Raw genomic sequence first — 17,431 nt, forward strand, 5'->3', positions numbered from 1 at the left:
TACACTATTTTCTATCTTCATCAGAAATTAAAGTAATCTCACCCGACAATAACTTTGGCAATAAAGCATCTCTAATATCAATTAATTTTAAAGATTCATCTGACTGCTGTGATAATACAAATGGTTTTATCTTTTCTGCAAAAATATTTTGAATTTTAATATCTGGTTGCAATAAATCTATAGTTTCCAAGTCTTTTCTTTTAATACTCGATTGAACAGTAATAACCAATCTAGCATCTACATCATTCCTAAATTTGGCGCTATTCATTTGATAATACATAAATAGTGGATTTACTTTATTCAACTTAAATCTTAATCCTAATATATTTTGTGCAATTGCTAGAGTTCTATTAGCAGGAACAATACAAAGGCGACCTATAGTGCCCACTGTTGACATTATCAAATCATTTTCCTGTAAATGTGCTCTAAACCAAGTATTAAAAGTTTCTAAGCTCACTTTTTTGTCAGTATTTAAATCAGGATTTAAAGAGAATTCTGGTAAATGTTTTACCTCCAATAAAGGAATCCCTTCCGACTGAATAGGAGGAGTCTTACCTCTATTATCAATATACTTTTCAACAATATTACTAAACCGCGTAACCTCCCACCCCTTCGGTACTTCCCCTAACTCACTTTCTACCAATTCATCAGGAAACAGTGCAGCAGTTGCTCGCAATTCCGCCAAATCATCTTCAGCCATTTGCTGAAGCTCAACTTCACTTTTACCGCTAATAACACACATCGCAGCAAACTCAGGATTGTTCCCTTCTTGTTTTGCTACAATTTTGGCACGGACAGGGTCAAAGTCGATAAACCAGCTTTTAAAGAGGGCTTGGGCAATCGATTCTAAGGTTTGGTTAATTTGATTGTTGAGGTGGATTTTGTCATCTAGATCACCAAGAGTTTTGGCTATTACTTTTTCATTTATATATCCTAAGTTTTTGACCAAAACACTTGATAAGTGATTGCGATTTAATGTTGGAACACCTGTTCCAACATTAAATCGATGAAAATCTATACTTTTCAGCAAATAATAGACATATCTGGCATCATGTCCTTTGAAGTCTTTAACCCACAAAGTCGTATTAAGAGGCCAAAATTTCTCTTTAATATATTGGCCTCCCCCTATACTGCCACTTCTACCAATTACAACCCCTGGTGCATCAACTTTATATTCATTATGAAATCCAGCTACTCCTGTAGATGCTACGACAGGTATATCTCCAGAAATCCTGTCACTCTGAGGCAAATCAAATCCTCTTTGTAAAAGTATAAATTCATTTAATGGCACATAATTTTTATTACTCACTACATTCCCCAAATTCTTTTTTAATCGCCCAATGCCCACGAGTTCCACCCATACGCTCAAGCCAGCCTGCATCTTTTAAATGATTCAGATGCTTTTTCACTGCTGACTCATTAATACCGAGCTGCTCCGCCATAGCACGATAGGAAACTTTCGGATTTTTTTGAATCAAAACTAAAATCTCTTTTTGACGATCTGTCAGCATTGTTTCTTGGATTGAGCCACCTATTGAGCCACCTATTGAGCCACCTAATTGCTCAATCGAAGGACGGTAAAACTCCCAATCGACAAAATCACCTTGTGCTTTCAGTTGAGGTTCGGGATTGCCTGCTTGCAAACAAAGATCTTTGATCCGGGCAATCCCACTGCCCCATTGCTCGATATAACCCAGCTCTTTAAACACACGGGCCAAGACACGGTTACGAATCTCTGAACGACCTTGCGCTAAATCCTCTTCAGTCAGACCATTGGGCAAACCACCCGGCGATACAATATTCAGGATGTCATCATAAATGCCAACCTTGATATCACGCCCTGCATTGCTATAGTCACGATGCAACACTGCATTCACCAAGGCTTCACGAATGGCAGGAATGGGGATTTCATAACTTTCTGTACGTTGTAACCCTAAAATTTCAGCACGTAGATGCAGATGATTCTTGATGAATTGCTCTGTTTGCTTCAACTGACTAAATAAGTCTCCACGGTATTCTTTTTTATCCAAAAACACCGTCATGGTCGTGCCTTTAAAGCGGCTACATTTAATCTCAACCTGCTCATAAAGCCCCAACAAAATGAGTAACCCATGACTTGGGTAATCCTGTCCATTCTGCTGAATGATCAATTTAAGATTACGCATTTTCTGCAAAGACAGTTCTTTGCCCAGCTCAGCAAAGGCTTGCTTTAAAGGCTGTAAATCGATGTCATCTAAACTGTATTGCGGATTCGGCTGCTCATCAAAAGTCTGGTTCAGACGTTGCAATTCAAGTTGCTGGATATACTCAGGCGATGCCACACGATTACTTGCACCTAAACGGATATAAGTCCCCTGTGCCTTGCCTTGTGGCTTGAGATAATAAGGCAACAATGAACCACGGCTGACTTCAATCACCAGCAACTCTATGCCTTGGATATTCTCGATATAGATATACGGCAGAATGTTGGGCATACAGAGTTCATTGATCATCGAAGTGATCTGATCTTGCAACTCAAAAATATCATCTTGAATACCTACGAGTTGGCGATCATCACTTACACCCACTACCAATTTACCACCACTGGTATTGGCAAAAGCAATCAGGGTCTTTGCCACCTGTTGCCCTTTCGGTAATTGCTCTTTAAATTCAAGGGCTTGACTTTCACCCTTCTGAATTTCCAGCAATAAAGGATGATCAGAACTCATAGCCCAAGCCCTTTAGATTCTTTTTAATCTCACTTTCCAAGACAGCACTTTCAGCAAATTGTTCTTTGAGCTGAGCAGTCAAACGCAGCATTTTCTCAGCGAATGGCTCGCCATCATCTTCCTGCTCGACTGCACCAACATAACGTCCCGGAGTCAGTACGTAATCGTGCTTCTGAATATCCTTTAACTCAGCAGAGAAGCAGAAACCTTTCTCATCTTGATACGCTTCGCCTTCAAAATTTTCGCCTTGTTGCCAAGCATGTAAAGCATTGGTGATTTTAGCAATATCTGCATCGGTAAAGTCACGCAGTACGCGATCTTTCATATAGCCCAAATTACGGGCATCGATGAACAGAGTCTTGCCTTCACGGTTGGCTTTCTTTTTATCTAAAGACAAGCCATTCTTTTTGTCCTTGGTTAGAAACCAGATACAGGCTGGAATTTGCGTGTTGGTAAACAGTTGTCCTGGTAATGCAACAATACATTCCACCAGATCGGCTTCAATCAGGTTCTTACGGATCTCACCTTCATTATTGGTATTTGAGCTCATCGAACCATTGGCAAGTAGCAATGCCATACTGCCTGTAGGTGACAAATGGTGCAGCATGTGCTGCATCCAAGCAAAGTTGGCATTACCTTGCGGTGGCGTGCCGTATTTCCAACGCACATCATTTTCTAAAGAAGCATGCCACCAATCCTTGATGTTAAAAGGTGGGTTAGCCATGACAAAATCGGCACGCAAGTCTGGATGCTGATCCTCTAAAAAGCTGTCTGCATTCTTTTTACCGAAATTAAAATCAATCCCGCGAATCGCCATGTTCATGGCTGCCAGTTTCCATGTGGTCGGGTTGCTCTCCTGACCATAGATAGAAATATGCTTTTTCTGTTCAGACGCTTTGTAACGCTTTTCCTGTGCATGTTGTTCAATGAACTTTTCACTAGATACAAAGAATCCGCCTGACCCCATTGCTGGGTCATATACGCGCCCTTTATAAGGCTGTAACATTTCAACAATTAAGGTAACAATACTTTTAGGTGTGTAATATTGCCCACCCTGCTTGCCTTCAGCTAAGGCAAATTGTCCTAAAAAGTATTCATAGACATGTCCAAGAATATCTTTACTGTGCAGATTTAGTTTTTCACCGTTGTATTCAGGCTGAGTGAAACTGGTATCAGAGAAGGTATTAATCAGATCTAGTAACTTATCATTATCTAATTGATACTGTCCGATGCGATTCAGAATACCTTTCAGTTTTGGATTGGCTTTTTCAATTTCATCAAAGGCATTATCAATCAACCAAGATACAGAGCGTAACTTCACGTCCTGTCCTTGTTCATCTTGCCAAATGATTGAGCCAATTGGTAAAGCTGCTGCATCACGGATATTTGACCAGCGGCCTGCTTTTGGCACCCAAAATACGTTTTTTTCTTGGTAGTAATCCAGTATTTCTAGTTCATCAGCAATAGACTGTTGGTATTCTTCTTCGCTGTCGTACTGATCACGCGGCATGTAATAGATGTTGTGATCGTCTTTTTGTGCAAACAATTCTTTGAGTTCAGATTGCCGTTCATCAAAAGCATCTGATACGTACTTTAAGAAAATCAGTCCTAAAACAATATGCTTGTAGTTAGCGGCATCCAGACTGCTGCGTAATTTATCGGCGGCTTTCCAAAGCTTGTCATCTAAGTCATTTAGAAACTTTTGTTCCAATGAATGCATTTTATTTCCTCAATCCAAGATCAACCGCTTTGGTTTTATACTTAATGTTAAACAATGTTGCTAAGTTAGCATATCAATGACCTATTAAAAGTCATGCACTTAACAAAAAAAATAGAGATTAATAAAGTCCTGTCATTTTAACGGGATAACTTTAGCTAAAATAGTCCTTTAACAACTGCTACGTCTTATAATGTCGTAAAAAAAAAGAGCAACCTAGAAAGTTGCTCTTTTCCAACCAATCGATTAATTGACGGGTCTGACTGATCGCTGCAACCCCTGCTGAATACCCTGCACAAACCCTTCAGGCGAAGCTTGTTGCTCCACCGTACGGTTTTGTTCTTGTTCAGGGTAGTATTCCTCCAGCACCTCTAACCCTTCCTCTATATCCGTTTCAAACCGTGCATTGGCAAAACCCTTCCTTGCGGTAAAGTCTAATGATTCTATGAATACACCTAACTTTTTCAACTAACTACAAATGTGTTGCACTTGGGATTTGAATCTGCGACTTTAAAAAATATTCATCTTAAATTTTATACTTATTTTACGCAAAATTTACGATAATTTTATTATATATCAATAAATTAAACCATAACATACATTACTTCAATGACTACTAATTTAAAGTGTTATGAAAAAATTATACCATCTACTTTTTAGCCTTATACCGCTCTATTCAAGTTATGCTTTTGCTACTGGAGATGAAAGCTCTCCCGCTTTAAGCTTTTCAGGTAATGTATCATTGGCCAGCGACTACCGCTGGCGCGGCCAAACGCAAACCCAGAATGATCCGGCCTTGCAGGGAAACTTTGTTTTAAGCCATGCTTCAGGATTTTATCTTGCTGCATTTGCATCGAATGTTGATTTTGATGACGAAGTAAATTTAGAACTGGATCCCCAGATCGGCTATACAGCGCCAATCGCGCTAGGTTCAATCCATCCTGCAGTTGATCTTGGCATGCTGCGCTACAATTACATCGGCAACAGCGATTTAAATTATAATGAATACTATTTCAAAATGATCTTTAATGCGTTGCTGCATCAGAACGATAGCTTTACACCAAGCATAAGCTATACCTATAACTATGGCGGCAAAGCTGCCAGTGACAGTATAGGTAAAGATATCTCAAATTGGTATTTTAATGTCTTATATGCTACACCGATTGCTCAAACTAATTTTGGCACAAATGTTAGCTTAGGTTATTCCAAAGCAAATCAGGACATTTATGGTTCTGAAGCAAAAGACCTTTTTTTTGATTGGAAAATTGGTGCAACTTACCGCTATAAGCCAATGGGAATAAATGCAGAATTAGCAGCGGTTGGTAGTAATTTAAAAACCAAAGACTTTACAAGTCAAAATAAAAAAGGGGTAAAAACTGAAGCAGTATTCACCCTGACTAAATCTTTTTAAAAGTTAAATGCCAATAGTATCAGCAATACTATTGGCATAATTATTTTACTTGAGTGATTTCAATATATGATCTATCTCACTTCGATTAAAACCTCTTTCTTTAAAAATAGTATGAATTATTTTTTTCATACTTTTTGACGCATACTGGTATTTCTTTACTAAAATGTCAGAATCAATTTCCTGTAAACTATACTTCAAATATAATTCTTCATTGAGCTTCTGATTTCTAGCATCATCTTCATTATTTATCGTGTTATACATTTTTAAGCAGTTAAATATCCCAATGTTGTTCGATCAAAGTAATTTGGCTGTACATATACTGATGCTCAGCACGTTTAACTGCACACCATAATTCCATAAATCTTTTGCCGAGATATTTTTGCAAAACAGTATTCCGGTGAAAAAATGTTAAAGCATCCAGCTGATTCGTACTTAAAAAGTGCGGCTGATGTTTATTTTTTATCTGAGTGGCTTGCTGTGGAATTTCCAGATTCTGTGTCAACCCATGCAGTGTGCCGATCAAAATCAGGGCTGCAGTTAAATAAGGATTGCAATCCGCACCTGCAACACGATATTCCAAGCGTTGATTTTCATTGTCCGAACGTGGTATGCGAATGGCCACATTGCGGTTATTCACGCCCCAATTAGCTTCTAAGGGCACATGGTTTCCAGCTTTAAACCGGCGGAATGAGTTTACATTCGGGGCAAGCACGGCCATGGACGGCGGCAGCAAGACTATCAGCCCGCTGATCGCCTTTAATAATTGCCGTGACGGTAAAGGATTCTGCTTCATGCTGAAAATATTCTGCTGGTCTTGATTTAACAAACTCATGTGAAAGTGCATGCCGCTGCCCGCTTTATTCAGATCAGGCTTAGCCAAAAAGCTTGCATGTAACCCATGTTCTACAGCGACTTGCTTAATGGTGCGCTTTAGCATCATGATCTGATCGCATAGCTTCAAAATATCACCGCTATGCTGAATATTAATTTCGTATTGTCCGGAAGATGATTCCGAGACTAAGCCTGTAATCTGAATCCCCTGCAAAAGGGCAATCCGTTCAATTTCATCCAGAACGTCTTGATACTTATCTTGCGCATTCACATCAAAACATTGATTTAAATAAATCTGATTGGAGCCAGATTTTTCATTGCTGTCAAATAAATAAAACTCCAATTCTGCGGCCATGCAAGGATAAAAGTTTTGATCATGCAGCGCTCTTAAACTTTTTTTTAAAATATTGCGCGGTTCAACTTCGCAATCTTGATGATTGTCATCTTTCATGGTTAGGAATAACTGTGCATTGGACTCTGGATTTAAAGCGCAGGGCTGCAGGCTTCCCAATATAGGTTTACATAAATAATCCGGCTCACCGATCGTTTTTCCTAAACCCGATTCTTCAATCACTTCTCCATCAAGACTCATGGCATAAATAGACATTGGGAAATAACAGCCTTGTGCAATATTTTTTAGACCGACAATATCTATGCGCTTGCCGCGGACATGACCATTCAGATCGTGCAGGCAAATCTCAACATGACGGGTATTGGGATAGCGCTGCAGATAGTTTTCGATTTCTTCTGAAAATAGAATATCTTCAATATCGCAGCATTGACGCGCAGATGGCATGGATTCAGGGACCGCTTCTTCGTCAGCTATATTATGTCTAGCCATGAGTAAATTACTCATTATTTTGTCCTGTTAAATATTAACAATGATCAAAATAAAACAAGTTCTACCGAATGTAACGTAAATAAACCGTAAAAAAGCACCCAACTAATATGATTATTTTTTAAACTATTAAAACCACGAAAAAGCTAATTTAAAATAAGTTAAAACATAAAAATAACAATAGATCTCTTTCATAAATCAAAAAACGATCTTCTTTTTGGTTAATATTTGCACTCCGGATTTCTTAGCATTCGTGCATAGGTGGTGTTTTAAAAAGTATGCTGACATTAAATGAAGCCATTATTGATGTAAAAGAAGGTTAAGTCGAAGGCTTTAAAATGGTTTTCAAGCTTTTTGGAGAAATTACAACTTCTTCTAAAACCACGCCTTATTCGATGCCTTATTTTGCAATTATTACCTTCAATTCCTACAGTAAAAAACTTACCAATACTTTGCTTGCAGTTTTTAAAAGCAGTGATGAAACTGTCCCAATGATCACTTGCAATTCGGGTGTAGTGAATACCTAATTGTTTAAGCTTTGTCTTCAACCTTTGGACTGTAGCTAAATCTCTCTTACCCCAAACATAAGCAACAATCTCACCTGTTTCTCGATGGTAAGCGTAAATAAGCCATTGTTTATTATTTTTATTTCCAACAAAAGTCCAGAATTCATCTACTTCGAGAGATTCATAATGACTTTGTTTAGGCTGAATTTGATAGGCCGATTCAGTTAAAGTCCGTAAGACTTTACCGATACTAATGCGCTCAACTTCAGCGATATCTCGTATACCGCTGCCTCTGACCATTAACTGTAATATTTTACGAGTAATGCCAGAATTACATCCTAGATAGCTCAGAGCATGGTCACCAATAAACTGACGTTTGCAGTCTTTGCATTGGTAGTTCTGTTTCCCATCTACTTTGATGCCATTTTTCTTTATATTGTCACTGAGGCAGGTTGGACATTTGATTTCTAGAGTTATTTGCATTTCTCTATTTTATCAAAATTCAACCTGCTTTTTTTTAGCATACTTTTTGATACACCACCCGTGCATAATCTGCGGATGAAATACATCGATTCAAACAAGCTTTCTGATCCTCAGTTCAAGCGATACACAGGCATCTCATGGTCAACTTTCTATTTGATGGTTGAGCAATTGCAGAAGCATGTCTCTGCCAAAGACAGACCGCCCAAGTTAAGCCTGGAGGATCAGGTTCTGCTCTGTCTGAGCTATTGGCGGGAATACCGAACCTTATTTCACGTTGCGACGAGTTACGGGGTTTCAGAGCCCACAGCCTCAAGAATTGTCCGTCATGTTGAAGACTGCCTGCTTCGGTCCAATCTGTTTAATTTACCCAAAGATTTACCCGAGGGCGAAGGCATCGACTGGAATGTTGTGATCGTGGATGCCACGGAAATTCCAATCCAAAGGCCTAAAAAAACAGAAGAAAAGCTATAGCGGCAAAAAAAAGACCCATACCTTTAAAGTACAAGCCATGATTCACTACAAAACTCAGCAAATTCTGAGTTTATGTGCCAGTCGCGGGGCAGTGCATGATTTCGAGTTGTTCAAACGCAATTTAAACCAGATTCCTTTTGGGGCTTTTATCCTGGCAGATAAAGGCTATCAGCGGATTTATGTGTTGTATCCGAATAGCCTGTTGCCATTAAAAGCCAAAAGACACTGTAAATTGGATCCTGAATTGAAAATCTATAATCAAGAAATCAATAAAAGATGAATCGGAATTGAGCATGTATTTGGCAACCTGAAAACCTTCAAAATCCTTGCTGAGCGTTATCGAAATAGATGTAAAAGGCTTAGTTTGAGATTCAATTTAATCGCTGGAATCTACAACTTGGAACTGAGCAAAAAATGATTTATGAAAGAGGTCTAATTACTCATGTAAAATAAATGGCATATTTAATATTAATAAATCTTCAAAAATCGCAAACCCACTCCCGGTTCAGTAATAATATATTTAGGCTGCACAGCATTATCATTTAACTTCACTCTTAATTTAGCCACCAGAATCCGTAAATAATGCGTATCTTCTTGGTGCGTTGGCCCCCACAGCTCTTTCAATATTTGCGGCTGAGTAATCAATTGGCCTTTATTTTTCGCCAATAAATTCAGCAGCTGATATTCTTTGCGTGTTAAGGAGAGCAATTGTTGATTTAAAAAAACCTGCCGTTTGGAAAAATCGATTTTTAATACGCCATCATCAAAAATTACAGTATCAACAGTACTATGCTGGTGCTGCCTAAGCAGTACACGAATGCGCGCCACCAGCTCCTGAACACTAAACGGCTTGGTGACATAATCATTTGCGCCAGCATCCAGAAGCTTCACTTTTTCTTCTTCATTTGCCCGCACAGACAGCACTATCACTGGAACGTGCGACCATGTGCGAAGCTCAGACAAAACCTCATAACCATCCAAATCTGGCAAACCCAAATCGAGGATCACTAAATCCGCGCCTTGCAAAGCTAGGAGTTCCAAACCCTTTTGGCCATTTTCAGCCAAAAGCGTTTTATAGCCTTGCGCTCTGAGTGCTATATCCAAGAATTTTCGAATCTGATTTTCATCATCAATAATCAAGACATTGGTCATGGAGCTGGCTGATTCATTCTGTTCTGGCATTTTCCCACCTAAAAGCTGCTAGATGCTTTAAGTAATTTGCTGAATAGGAAGCTGTATGCGGATACATGTTCCTTGATTGTTCTTGCCTGATGATGCCATGATTTTCCCCATATGCGCACCCACAATCGCTTTCACAATCGTCAAGCCCAAGCCTGTACCATATTGCCCGCGGTCGCCGCGCTGCATGGTATAAAACATGTCAAAAATGCGTTCCCGCTCACCTTCCGGGATACCCTGCCCCTTATCAGTTATGGCAATTTCGATCTCATTTTCATTCACCTGCTGCACCTCAATCATCACAGCTTTATTTTCTGGTGAAAATTTTGCGGCATTTTCCAGTACATTAAAAATGGCCTGTTCAATCAAGGCGGCATGTACAAATAAACTCAAAGATTCTTGAGGCGCATGCACTTCAACCAATGCATCTGGCATATAACGGTTTAAACGGCGCACTGCTGAACCGATCAGTTCATCAACTCCAATCCAGTCCCGCTTCAAGCTTAAGCCTTCATGGCCTAAACGGGTCATATCCAGTAGGTTTTGAATATAGCGGTCTAAACGCTCCCCCTCTAAATGAATCGCTTCCAGCAAGCTGTCCTGATCATTTTCATTCATGGAATGGCGGTAAGTGCTCAAAGTATCCGCTGCTCCAATCATCGACGCCAAAGGCGAGCGTAAATCGTGCGATACGGATGATAATAATGCCGAGCGCAATTTTTCCGTTTCAGAATTCACATTGGCTATTTCCAAAGCCTTGGTCAGCTGGGTGCGGAAAATCGCCTGCGCAAGATACTCTACCATGAGTTCAGCGAGCTGTTTTTGCTCCGTATTGATTACTGCTTGCACATCTTTAAGTTTCAACCCCACCACGCCTAAGCATTGCTTGGAAGCCAATAAGGGCAAAAACCACCACTCATTTTCCGTCAAGGTTTGGGTAAAGCGACCGGACGGTTGATGGTTTTTGAATGTCCAATCGGCTGAAATTTTTTCTTTATTACTCATGATAGTCGATGATGCTTGAGTTGCTGCAGTATCTGGGAAATACAGCCAGACATCTGCATTGAGATTTTTACTCAGGCTATGTTCAGCAATCTCCTTGATTTGTGCCAAATCTAATGCTGTGGACAGCTTCTGCCCTAAATCCTGCATAATGCTGTTATAACTGTTCGCCGTTTTGAGTGCAGTCACCTGCTCTTTCAAACGTGACGCTAATCGGCTCGAAATTAAAGCCGCGCCCAAAAATGCAATCACGGTGACAATCCCCTGATGTGCAGAAATCTGAAATGTAAATTGCGGGGAAATAAAGAAAAAATTATAAGCTAGAAAGAATAGGATGGCTGAAAAAGCTGCAGCCAGCATCCGTGTTTTTGATGCCACAAAAACCACAGCGGTGATAAAAATCACCGAAAGATCTTCAATCCCTAAATACTTTTCCCCTAAGCTTGCAATCACAATGCTGATGACCGTGGTGGCTAGTACGTACTGTATTTCTCTCAGCGACAAGAATGCCCTTTGAGTGAAAAAGGACAGATGCTTATTCTCTGCAATAATCGGCACTATACTGAGTTCAAAACTGGGCCGGTATTGCAGTAATTGATCAATCAAATTGAGCCTTAAATTCAGCGAAAACTTTTGCGGAGCCGCTTGCGCTAAAACTAAGGTTGAAATGCCGCGGTCCATCACATAATCAAATAAAGTTTTAGCATGTTGCTGGCCGTAAAGGACTTCTGTCATTCCGCCCATTTGACGCGTTAAGTTTAAAGCCCGTTCTATTTCACGGCTTTGCGAGTTTTCCTGTTTATTCATGATTTGCGTATCATGAGAAAAAGCAACAACCGTCCAGTTTGCCGCACGATGCTCGGCAATACGGCATCCAGTCCGAACTAAAGCTTCAGAATGCCCTTTGCCATCAATCATAATTAAGACATGATTTTTTAAGGGGATTTGAGCAAGCCCTTGAATGGCGAAATTTTCGCGTACATCATTATCAACATAATTGGCAACGGTTTGCATTGCCAGTTCACGCAGTGCCGTTAAGTTGGAGCTGTTGAAAAATCGCTGTAAGGCCTGTTCCGCCTGCTCAGGCACATAAACCTTCCCTTGGTTTAAGCGCTCCAACAGCTCATTCACAGGCAAATCAATTAAGCGGATATCTCTAATCCGTTCGAACACCCGGTCTGGCACGGTTTCAGTGACACGAATCCCAGTGATTTGATATACCACATCATTCAAACTTTCCAAATGCTGAATGTTCATGGTGGTAAAAACATCAATACCAGCATCTAATAATTCATTGATGTCTTGCCAGCGTTTTTCATGACGGCTGCCGGGCATATTAGTGTGGGCAAATTCATCCACCAAAACAATACTGGGCTTTTTATCCAAAACGGCATCTAGATTCATTTCCTCCAGATGCTGCCCTTGATATTCAATAGCCTTGCGCGGAATTATATCTAAACCAGAAATTAAATTTTCAGTTTCTCTACGGCCATGCGTTTCTACATAGCCAATGACGATATTAATACCCTGCAGCGCCAGTTCATGCGCACGAACCAGCATGGCAAAGGTCTTTCCCACGCCCGGAGCTGCGCCTAAAAAAATCGTCAGCCGCCCAGACTGATAACGCTGTGTATGTTGCAGCAAAACATCGGCTTTATTGGTTCGTTGATCAGTCATAGAAGTAATCTTTATTTATTGCTTTAAAAAGATGTTTTTAAATTCATTTAAATGCGTCTAAAGTCAGCTTGGCTATTGCTGGGCAATATGGATGCCACCGTTGGGCGGAGGTATAGAACATCCCCTCGCCCAACAATCGTATGTAACTCAATTCAAATTATTTAATAGCGTTCAATCACTATATTTTAATCTTCAAGCCATTCATATCACTTCCCGCCCCGATCCAAAGCCAAATTCAATTCAAGCACATTGATACGTGCCTGCCCTAAAATCCCAAAAATCGGCTGAACCGTATGCGACTGAATCAGTTTTTCGACATTCTGTTCAGGCATATGCCGTGCATGGGCAATCCGCTTCACTTGAATCATGGCTGATTGCACGCTAATTTCAGGGTCGATGCCACTGCCTGAAGCGGTGACCAGATCCGCAGGAATTTTAGATTTTTCAATCTGTTCCTTCGCTGCGATTCGATTCAGCCGTTCCTCTATGGCTTTCTGCAGTTCAGGATTGGTTCTCGCCATGTTGCTTCCGGCCATCGCCATAGGATCATAATTTGCGGCAGATGGACGCGGATGGAAATATTGAACTTGGGCAAAAGGCTGTGCCACTAAGCGTGAACCGATCACTTGATTATTTTCGACAATCAAGCTGCCGTTGGCTTGTTTTGGAAAGAGCATTTGTCCTAAGCTGGTTGCAGCAGCACTATATACAAAGCCGCATAAGCCTAGAGCAATGATGGTCATTCCAAACGAAGCGCGCAGTTTCTCACCCCATGATGAGTCTGCCAATTGATGATTTTGCATATTCACTTTGTCATCCTCAAAAAATTTATAGGGCCAAGATTGGACTGATCAGCAGATCAATCGCTTTAATGGCAATAAACGGTAGCAGCACCCCGCCCACACCATAAATCAGCATGTTGCGGCGCAATAATTGGGTAGATGTCGAAGGTTTGAATTTCACACCGCGCAGTGCAATTGGAATCAGCAGAGGAATAATGATCGCATTAAAGATCAGCGCAGACAGGATGGCACTTTCAGAACTGCCTAGTTGCATGACATTTAACACATGCATTTGCGGAATTGCCGCGACGAATAATGCCGGCAAAATTGCAAAATACTTTGATACATCATTCGCCAAGGAAAAGGTGGTTAATGCACCGCGAGTAATCAGCTGCTGTTTGCCTATTTCAACCACAGATAGCAATTTGGTTGGATCAGAATCTAAGTCCACCATATTGCCTGCTTCTTTGGCTGCTTGCGTTCCCGAGTTCATGGCTAAGCCAATATCTGCTTGGGCCAACGCCGGTGCATCATTAGTACCGTCACCGACCATCGCTACCAAATGTCCTTTGTTTTGCTCGGTTCGAATGCATGTGAGTTTATCTTCTGGTTTCGCTTCAGCGATATAATCATCCACACCAGCCTCTGCTGCGATGGCCGCTGCTGTGAGCGGATTATCTCCGGTCACCATCACAGTTTTAATGCCCATTTCACGTAAGCGCGCAAATTTTTCTTTAATGCCTTGCTTAATCACGTCTGATAGTTCAATGACACCCAACAAATTCTGGTCTTTAGCCACGACCAGCGGCGTTGCCCCTTTTGAAGCTATTTGTTCTACGCGCGCTTTCAGTTCGGCATGATTTTCAAGGTTTTGCGAAGCGAATTTAAGAATGGCATCCATAGCGCCTTTACGCACTTGATGACCATCCGCCAAGTTAAGGCCTGAAATGCGTGTGGACGCATTAAAAGCGATAAATTCAGCCTGTTCAGGCTCGGCCACTCTTTCACCTTGCTCTTTGGCCAAAGCAACCACCGATTTACCTTCTGGCGTTGGATCGGCCAAAGAAGTCAGTACCGCCGCTTGGCGAAGTTCAGACTCCGTCACTCCTGTTAAGGGATAAAAAGCAGTCGCCTGACGGTCACCGTAAGTAATAGTTCCGGTTTTATCGAGTAGTAAAACATCTATATCGCCTGCAACTTCAACCGCCTTGCCTGATTTGGCAATCACATTGGCTTTGAGCGCTCTGTTCATCCCTGCAATTCCAATAGCTGGCAATAAGCCGCCGATGGTGGTTGGAATCAAGCAGACCAATAGCGCCACCAATAAAATCGGGCTGATTTCAATATGCAGGAAATGTCCAATCAACGGCAGGCTGACCACGACGATGATAAAAGTCACAGTCATCACGGTCAGTAAAATACCTAAGGCAATTTCATTCGGTGTTTTTTGACGGTTTGAGCCTTCGACTAAAGCAATCATTCGGTCGAGAAAGCTATTTCCCGCCTCTGCGGTCACTTGCACGATGATCCGGTCGGTTAAGACTTTGGTTCCGCCAATCACCCCAGATTTATCTGTGCCCGCTTCACGGAGTACCGGCGCAGATTCACCTGTTACTGCAGCTTCATTGATCGTAGCAAAGCCCTGAATTATTTCACCATCTGCGGGAATCAATTCCCCTGCACGCACTTCAATCAAGTCATGCATGTTCAATTCAGCCGCTGAAATCTGCACCCCATCCATATCATCTTTAGAATGGATCCGGCGCGCCGTCAAATTCTGACGCGCTTGACGCAGGGATGACGCCTGTCCGCGGCCTTTGGCTTCAGCAACCGCTTCGGCATAATTGGCAAAGAGAACCGTCACAAATAAAATCAACGTCACCAATAAGCCAAAAACCAAACTAGATTGACCTAGAATTGTACTAACCAGTGTAATCAGCGTCCCAAGCCAAACGATGGCCATCACCGGATTTTTAATCACATGCTGCGGCAGCAGTTTAATAAAAGCATTTTTCCATGCTTCAGCTTGAAATAAGGTTGAAGCTATGGTGTTTTGCTGTGTTTGAACAGTGTGTTTTGAATGATTCATTGTACTCCCCCTTAACCTTGAACCAATAACAGATGATCAGCAATTGGCCCCAAGACCAGGGCTGGCATAAATTGCAATAAGGTCAACATCACCACAATGGCAATTAAAGTCAGTGCGAATGTTGGCGTTTCGACTTTTAAACTGCCGCTGCTTTCAGGTGCTTGGCGTTTAGCAGCTAAACGTGTAGCGATGATTAAAGGAATAATTAATGTCGGGAAACGGCCGAGCAATAAAGCAATACCGCATGTGACATTCCACCACACGGTATTGTCTGATAGCCCTTCAAAGCCTGAGCCATTGTTGGCAAATGCAGACACATATTCGTACAGCACTTGAGAAATGCCGTGGTATTGCGGATTACTGTTGCCCGTCAATTCAGGAAAAAATACAGTTATTGCGGTTAAACCAAGAATGACGATGGGTTGGATCAAAATCACAACAGCGAGCAGCTTGATTTCACCGGCTTCAATTTTGCGGCCAAACAATTCTGGGGTGCGGCCGGTCATTAAGCCTGCAATAAAGACTGCTAAAAACAGATAAATAATGAATTGCTGTAAACCACAGCCAATCCCGCCCCAAATGGCATTGATCAGCATATTGGACAATTGCACCATACCTGTGAGCGGTGCAGATGAATCATGCATCATATCCACTGAGCCGTTATTGACTTGGGTGGTGACCGCTGACCACAAAGCAGATGATGCCTCGCCAAAACGCACTTCTTTACCTTCCATGGCGGAAAGCAATGTCGAAGTCGATGAAAGGCTTTCTGACCAGATAGCGCTAGTCGCAGAAATGATCGACATCAGCAGCATTGAAGCAAAGACCAAGCCTGCGAATTTGGCGCGTTTGGTGAAAAAGCCCAGCATAAAAATCACCGAAACAGGGATCAGTAAAATCGCAAGCATTTCCAGAAAGTTTGACAATGGTGTCGGATTTTCCAAAGGTACACTGCTGTTCGGACCATACCAGCCACCACCATTACTGCCCAATTGCTTAATTGCTACCATGGGCGCAACAGGGCCTAAAGGTATTTTTTGCGTTGTTAATTCGCTGCTTTGGTCGATGACTTGAACTTCTGGGCCGCCTTGAAAAGTCGATGGTACGCCTTGGCTAGTGAGCAATAATGACCAAACCATGCATAAAGGAATCAGAAAGCGGAACGTCGGACGAATCACATCGGCCCAATAGTTGCCGACATTAATTTGTTGCACTTTATGCTTAAAGCTGGTCTGTTGATCGGTTTCAGAAAGTGCATTGGATTGTTTGTAGAACAGTGCTCGAACTGTAGCCACCACCATCGCCAGGCCCATCATCGGCGTGAAGATCTGCAAGCCGACAATGCCGACCATTTGCGATAAATAAGACAGTTGCGCCTGTCCTGAATAGTGCTGCTGGTTGGTATTGGTCAGAAACGAAATCATGGTATGCAGCGCCAAATCCCATGACATATTCGGTGCATGGTTTGGGTTCAACGGCAGGCTGGCTTGAACCATAAATAGAGTCCAAGTCACCAAACCGATCACTGCACAGCTCATGACAAAATTGAATGAATAGGTTTTGACATTCATCCCCCGTTTGGGATTGATTCCTAAAACCGCGTAAATGGGCTTTTCAATCCAATTGAATAGAGGATCAATTTTCATATCGCGGTTGTGCATAATTGCTGCGAGGTATTTACCCAAGGGATAAGCCAGAACAAAGACGATGGCTAAAAGCAAAGCAAACTCTAACATG

General features: G+C 41.6%; 14 protein-coding genes and 1 pseudogene. 3 read left to right on the forward strand and 12 right to left on the reverse strand.

The window, feature by feature from the left end; all coding sequences use genetic code 11:
• Positions 1–4 precede the first annotated feature (4 nt).
• The 4 genes and pseudogenes from AC4CU3_RS05815 to AC4CU3_RS05830 form a co-directional block, all read right to left on the reverse strand.
• Entirely contained in the window at positions 5–1,309 is a 1,305-nt protein-coding gene (locus tag AC4CU3_RS05815) for a restriction endonuclease subunit S (protein ID WP_005400780.1), read from the reverse strand.
• Positions 1,302–2,708 (reverse strand): AlbA family DNA-binding domain-containing protein, encoded by a 1,407-nt coding sequence (locus AC4CU3_RS05820; protein ID WP_005400781.1) that lies wholly within the window; start codon positions 2,706–2,708, stop codon positions 1,302–1,304. The genes AC4CU3_RS05815 and AC4CU3_RS05820 overlap by 8 nt, the downstream gene beginning before the upstream one ends.
• Positions 2,698–4,428: a class I SAM-dependent DNA methyltransferase gene (locus tag AC4CU3_RS05825; protein ID WP_005400782.1), complete on the reverse strand. Its 1,731-nt coding sequence runs from the start codon at positions 4,426–4,428 to the stop codon at positions 2,698–2,700. Before AC4CU3_RS05825 ends, AC4CU3_RS05820 begins: the two co-directional genes overlap by 11 nt.
• Positions 4,429–4,671: 243 nt before the next feature.
• Positions 4,672–4,860, reverse strand: a pseudogene (locus AC4CU3_RS05830) (hypothetical protein); the annotation flags it as partial.
• 196 nt (positions 4,861–5,056) lie between these two features.
• On the opposite strand from AC4CU3_RS05830, the gene AC4CU3_RS05835 reads away from it, so the two are divergent.
• The gene (locus tag AC4CU3_RS05835; protein WP_005400784.1) at positions 5,057–5,836 is read left to right on the forward strand and encodes a TorF family putative porin; all 780 of its coding nucleotides are present in this window, start codon (positions 5,057–5,059) and stop codon (positions 5,834–5,836) included.
• A 45-nt stretch (positions 5,837–5,881) separates the two neighbouring features.
• On the opposite strand, the gene AC4CU3_RS05840 is transcribed toward AC4CU3_RS05835, so the two are convergent.
• From AC4CU3_RS05840 to AC4CU3_RS05850, 3 genes are all read right to left on the reverse strand, one after another.
• On the reverse strand, positions 5,882–6,097 hold the full coding sequence (locus AC4CU3_RS05840; protein WP_004692350.1) for a hypothetical protein: 216 nt from the start codon (positions 6,095–6,097) through the stop codon (positions 5,882–5,884).
• 10 nt (positions 6,098–6,107) lie between these two features.
• Positions 6,108–7,523, reverse strand: coding sequence for a glutamine synthetase family protein (locus tag AC4CU3_RS05845; RefSeq protein ID WP_279045430.1), 1,416 nt, complete (start codon positions 7,521–7,523; stop codon positions 6,108–6,110).
• Positions 7,524–7,792: 269 nt separating this feature from the next.
• Positions 7,793–8,494, reverse strand: coding sequence for an IS1 family transposase (locus AC4CU3_RS05850; protein ID WP_004693132.1), 702 nt, complete (start codon positions 8,492–8,494; stop codon positions 7,793–7,795).
• Between the two features lie 156 nt (positions 8,495–8,650).
• Here AC4CU3_RS05850 and AC4CU3_RS05855 point away from each other — a divergent pair, with 156 nt between their 5' ends.
• Entirely contained in the window at positions 8,651–8,965 is a 315-nt protein-coding gene (locus AC4CU3_RS05855; protein ID WP_026057330.1) for a transposase family protein, read from the forward strand.
• Positions 8,913–9,245 (forward strand): transposase, encoded by a 333-nt coding sequence (locus AC4CU3_RS05860; protein ID WP_004692353.1) that lies wholly within the window; start codon positions 8,913–8,915, stop codon positions 9,243–9,245. Before AC4CU3_RS05855 ends, AC4CU3_RS05860 begins: the two co-directional genes overlap by 53 nt.
• Before the next feature lie 188 nt (positions 9,246–9,433).
• Here AC4CU3_RS05860 and AC4CU3_RS05865 read toward each other — a convergent pair whose 3' ends face one another.
• From AC4CU3_RS05865 to kdpA, 5 genes are all read right to left on the reverse strand, one after another.
• Positions 9,434–10,147: a response regulator gene (locus AC4CU3_RS05865; RefSeq protein WP_004692355.1), complete on the reverse strand. Its 714-nt coding sequence runs from the start codon at positions 10,145–10,147 to the stop codon at positions 9,434–9,436.
• Between the two features lie 27 nt (positions 10,148–10,174).
• Positions 10,175–12,823, reverse strand: a complete 2,649-nt coding sequence (locus tag AC4CU3_RS05870; protein ID WP_005400786.1) for a sensor histidine kinase — start codon at positions 12,821–12,823, stop codon at positions 10,175–10,177.
• 206 nt (positions 12,824–13,029) lie between these two features.
• On the reverse strand, positions 13,030–13,632 hold the full coding sequence (kdpC, locus tag AC4CU3_RS05875; RefSeq protein ID WP_004679624.1) for a potassium-transporting ATPase subunit KdpC: 603 nt from the start codon (positions 13,630–13,632) through the stop codon (positions 13,030–13,032).
• Positions 13,633–13,651: 19 nt separating this feature from the next.
• Complete coding sequence (gene kdpB, locus AC4CU3_RS05880; protein WP_004281624.1) at positions 13,652–15,694, reverse strand: potassium-transporting ATPase subunit KdpB; 2,043 nt, start codon at positions 15,692–15,694, stop codon at positions 13,652–13,654.
• Positions 15,695–15,705: 11 nt separating this feature from the next.
• Positions 15,706–17,430 (reverse strand): potassium-transporting ATPase subunit KdpA, encoded by a 1,725-nt coding sequence (gene kdpA / locus AC4CU3_RS05885; protein ID WP_039890241.1) that lies wholly within the window; start codon positions 17,428–17,430, stop codon positions 15,706–15,708.
• Position 17,431: the final 1 nt, after the last annotated feature.

The sequence above is a fragment of the Acinetobacter sp. 802_lipA genome, assembly GCF_058242885.1.

What these genes read in the sequence shown, in the direction of transcription:
- AC4CU3_RS05850 (WP_004693132.1), bottom strand. Translation starts at nt 8,494, where the DNA reads ATGCAAATAACTCTAGAAATCAAATGTCCAACCTGCCTCAGTGACAAT.
- AC4CU3_RS05870 (WP_005400786.1), bottom strand. Translation starts at nt 12,823, where the DNA reads ATGACTGATCAACGAACCAATAAAGCCGATGTTTTGCTGCAACATACA.
- kdpB (WP_004281624.1), bottom strand. Translation starts at nt 15,694, where the DNA reads ATGAATCATTCAAAACACACTGTTCAAACACAGCAAAACACCATAGCT.
- AC4CU3_RS05825 (WP_005400782.1), bottom strand. Translation starts at nt 4,428, where the DNA reads ATGCATTCATTGGAACAAAAGTTTCTAAATGACTTAGATGACAAGCTT.
- AC4CU3_RS05860 (WP_004692353.1), top strand. Translation starts at nt 8,913, where the DNA reads ATGCCACGGAAATTCCAATCCAAAGGCCTAAAAAAACAGAAGAAAAGC.
- AC4CU3_RS05845 (WP_279045430.1), bottom strand. Translation starts at nt 7,523, where the DNA reads ATGAGTAATTTACTCATGGCTAGACATAATATAGCTGACGAAGAAGCG.
- kdpA (WP_039890241.1), bottom strand. Translation starts at nt 17,430, where the DNA reads ATGTTAGAGTTTGCTTTGCTTTTAGCCATCGTCTTTGTTCTGGCTTAT.
- AC4CU3_RS05855 (WP_026057330.1), top strand. Translation starts at nt 8,651, where the DNA reads ATGGTTGAGCAATTGCAGAAGCATGTCTCTGCCAAAGACAGACCGCCC.
- AC4CU3_RS05840 (WP_004692350.1), bottom strand. Translation starts at nt 6,097, where the DNA reads ATGTATAACACGATAAATAATGAAGATGATGCTAGAAATCAGAAGCTC.
- AC4CU3_RS05865 (WP_004692355.1), bottom strand. Translation starts at nt 10,147, where the DNA reads ATGCCAGAACAGAATGAATCAGCCAGCTCCATGACCAATGTCTTGATT.
- AC4CU3_RS05835 (WP_005400784.1), top strand. Translation starts at nt 5,057, where the DNA reads ATGAAAAAATTATACCATCTACTTTTTAGCCTTATACCGCTCTATTCA.
- AC4CU3_RS05820 (WP_005400781.1), bottom strand. Translation starts at nt 2,708, where the DNA reads ATGAGTTCTGATCATCCTTTATTGCTGGAAATTCAGAAGGGTGAAAGT.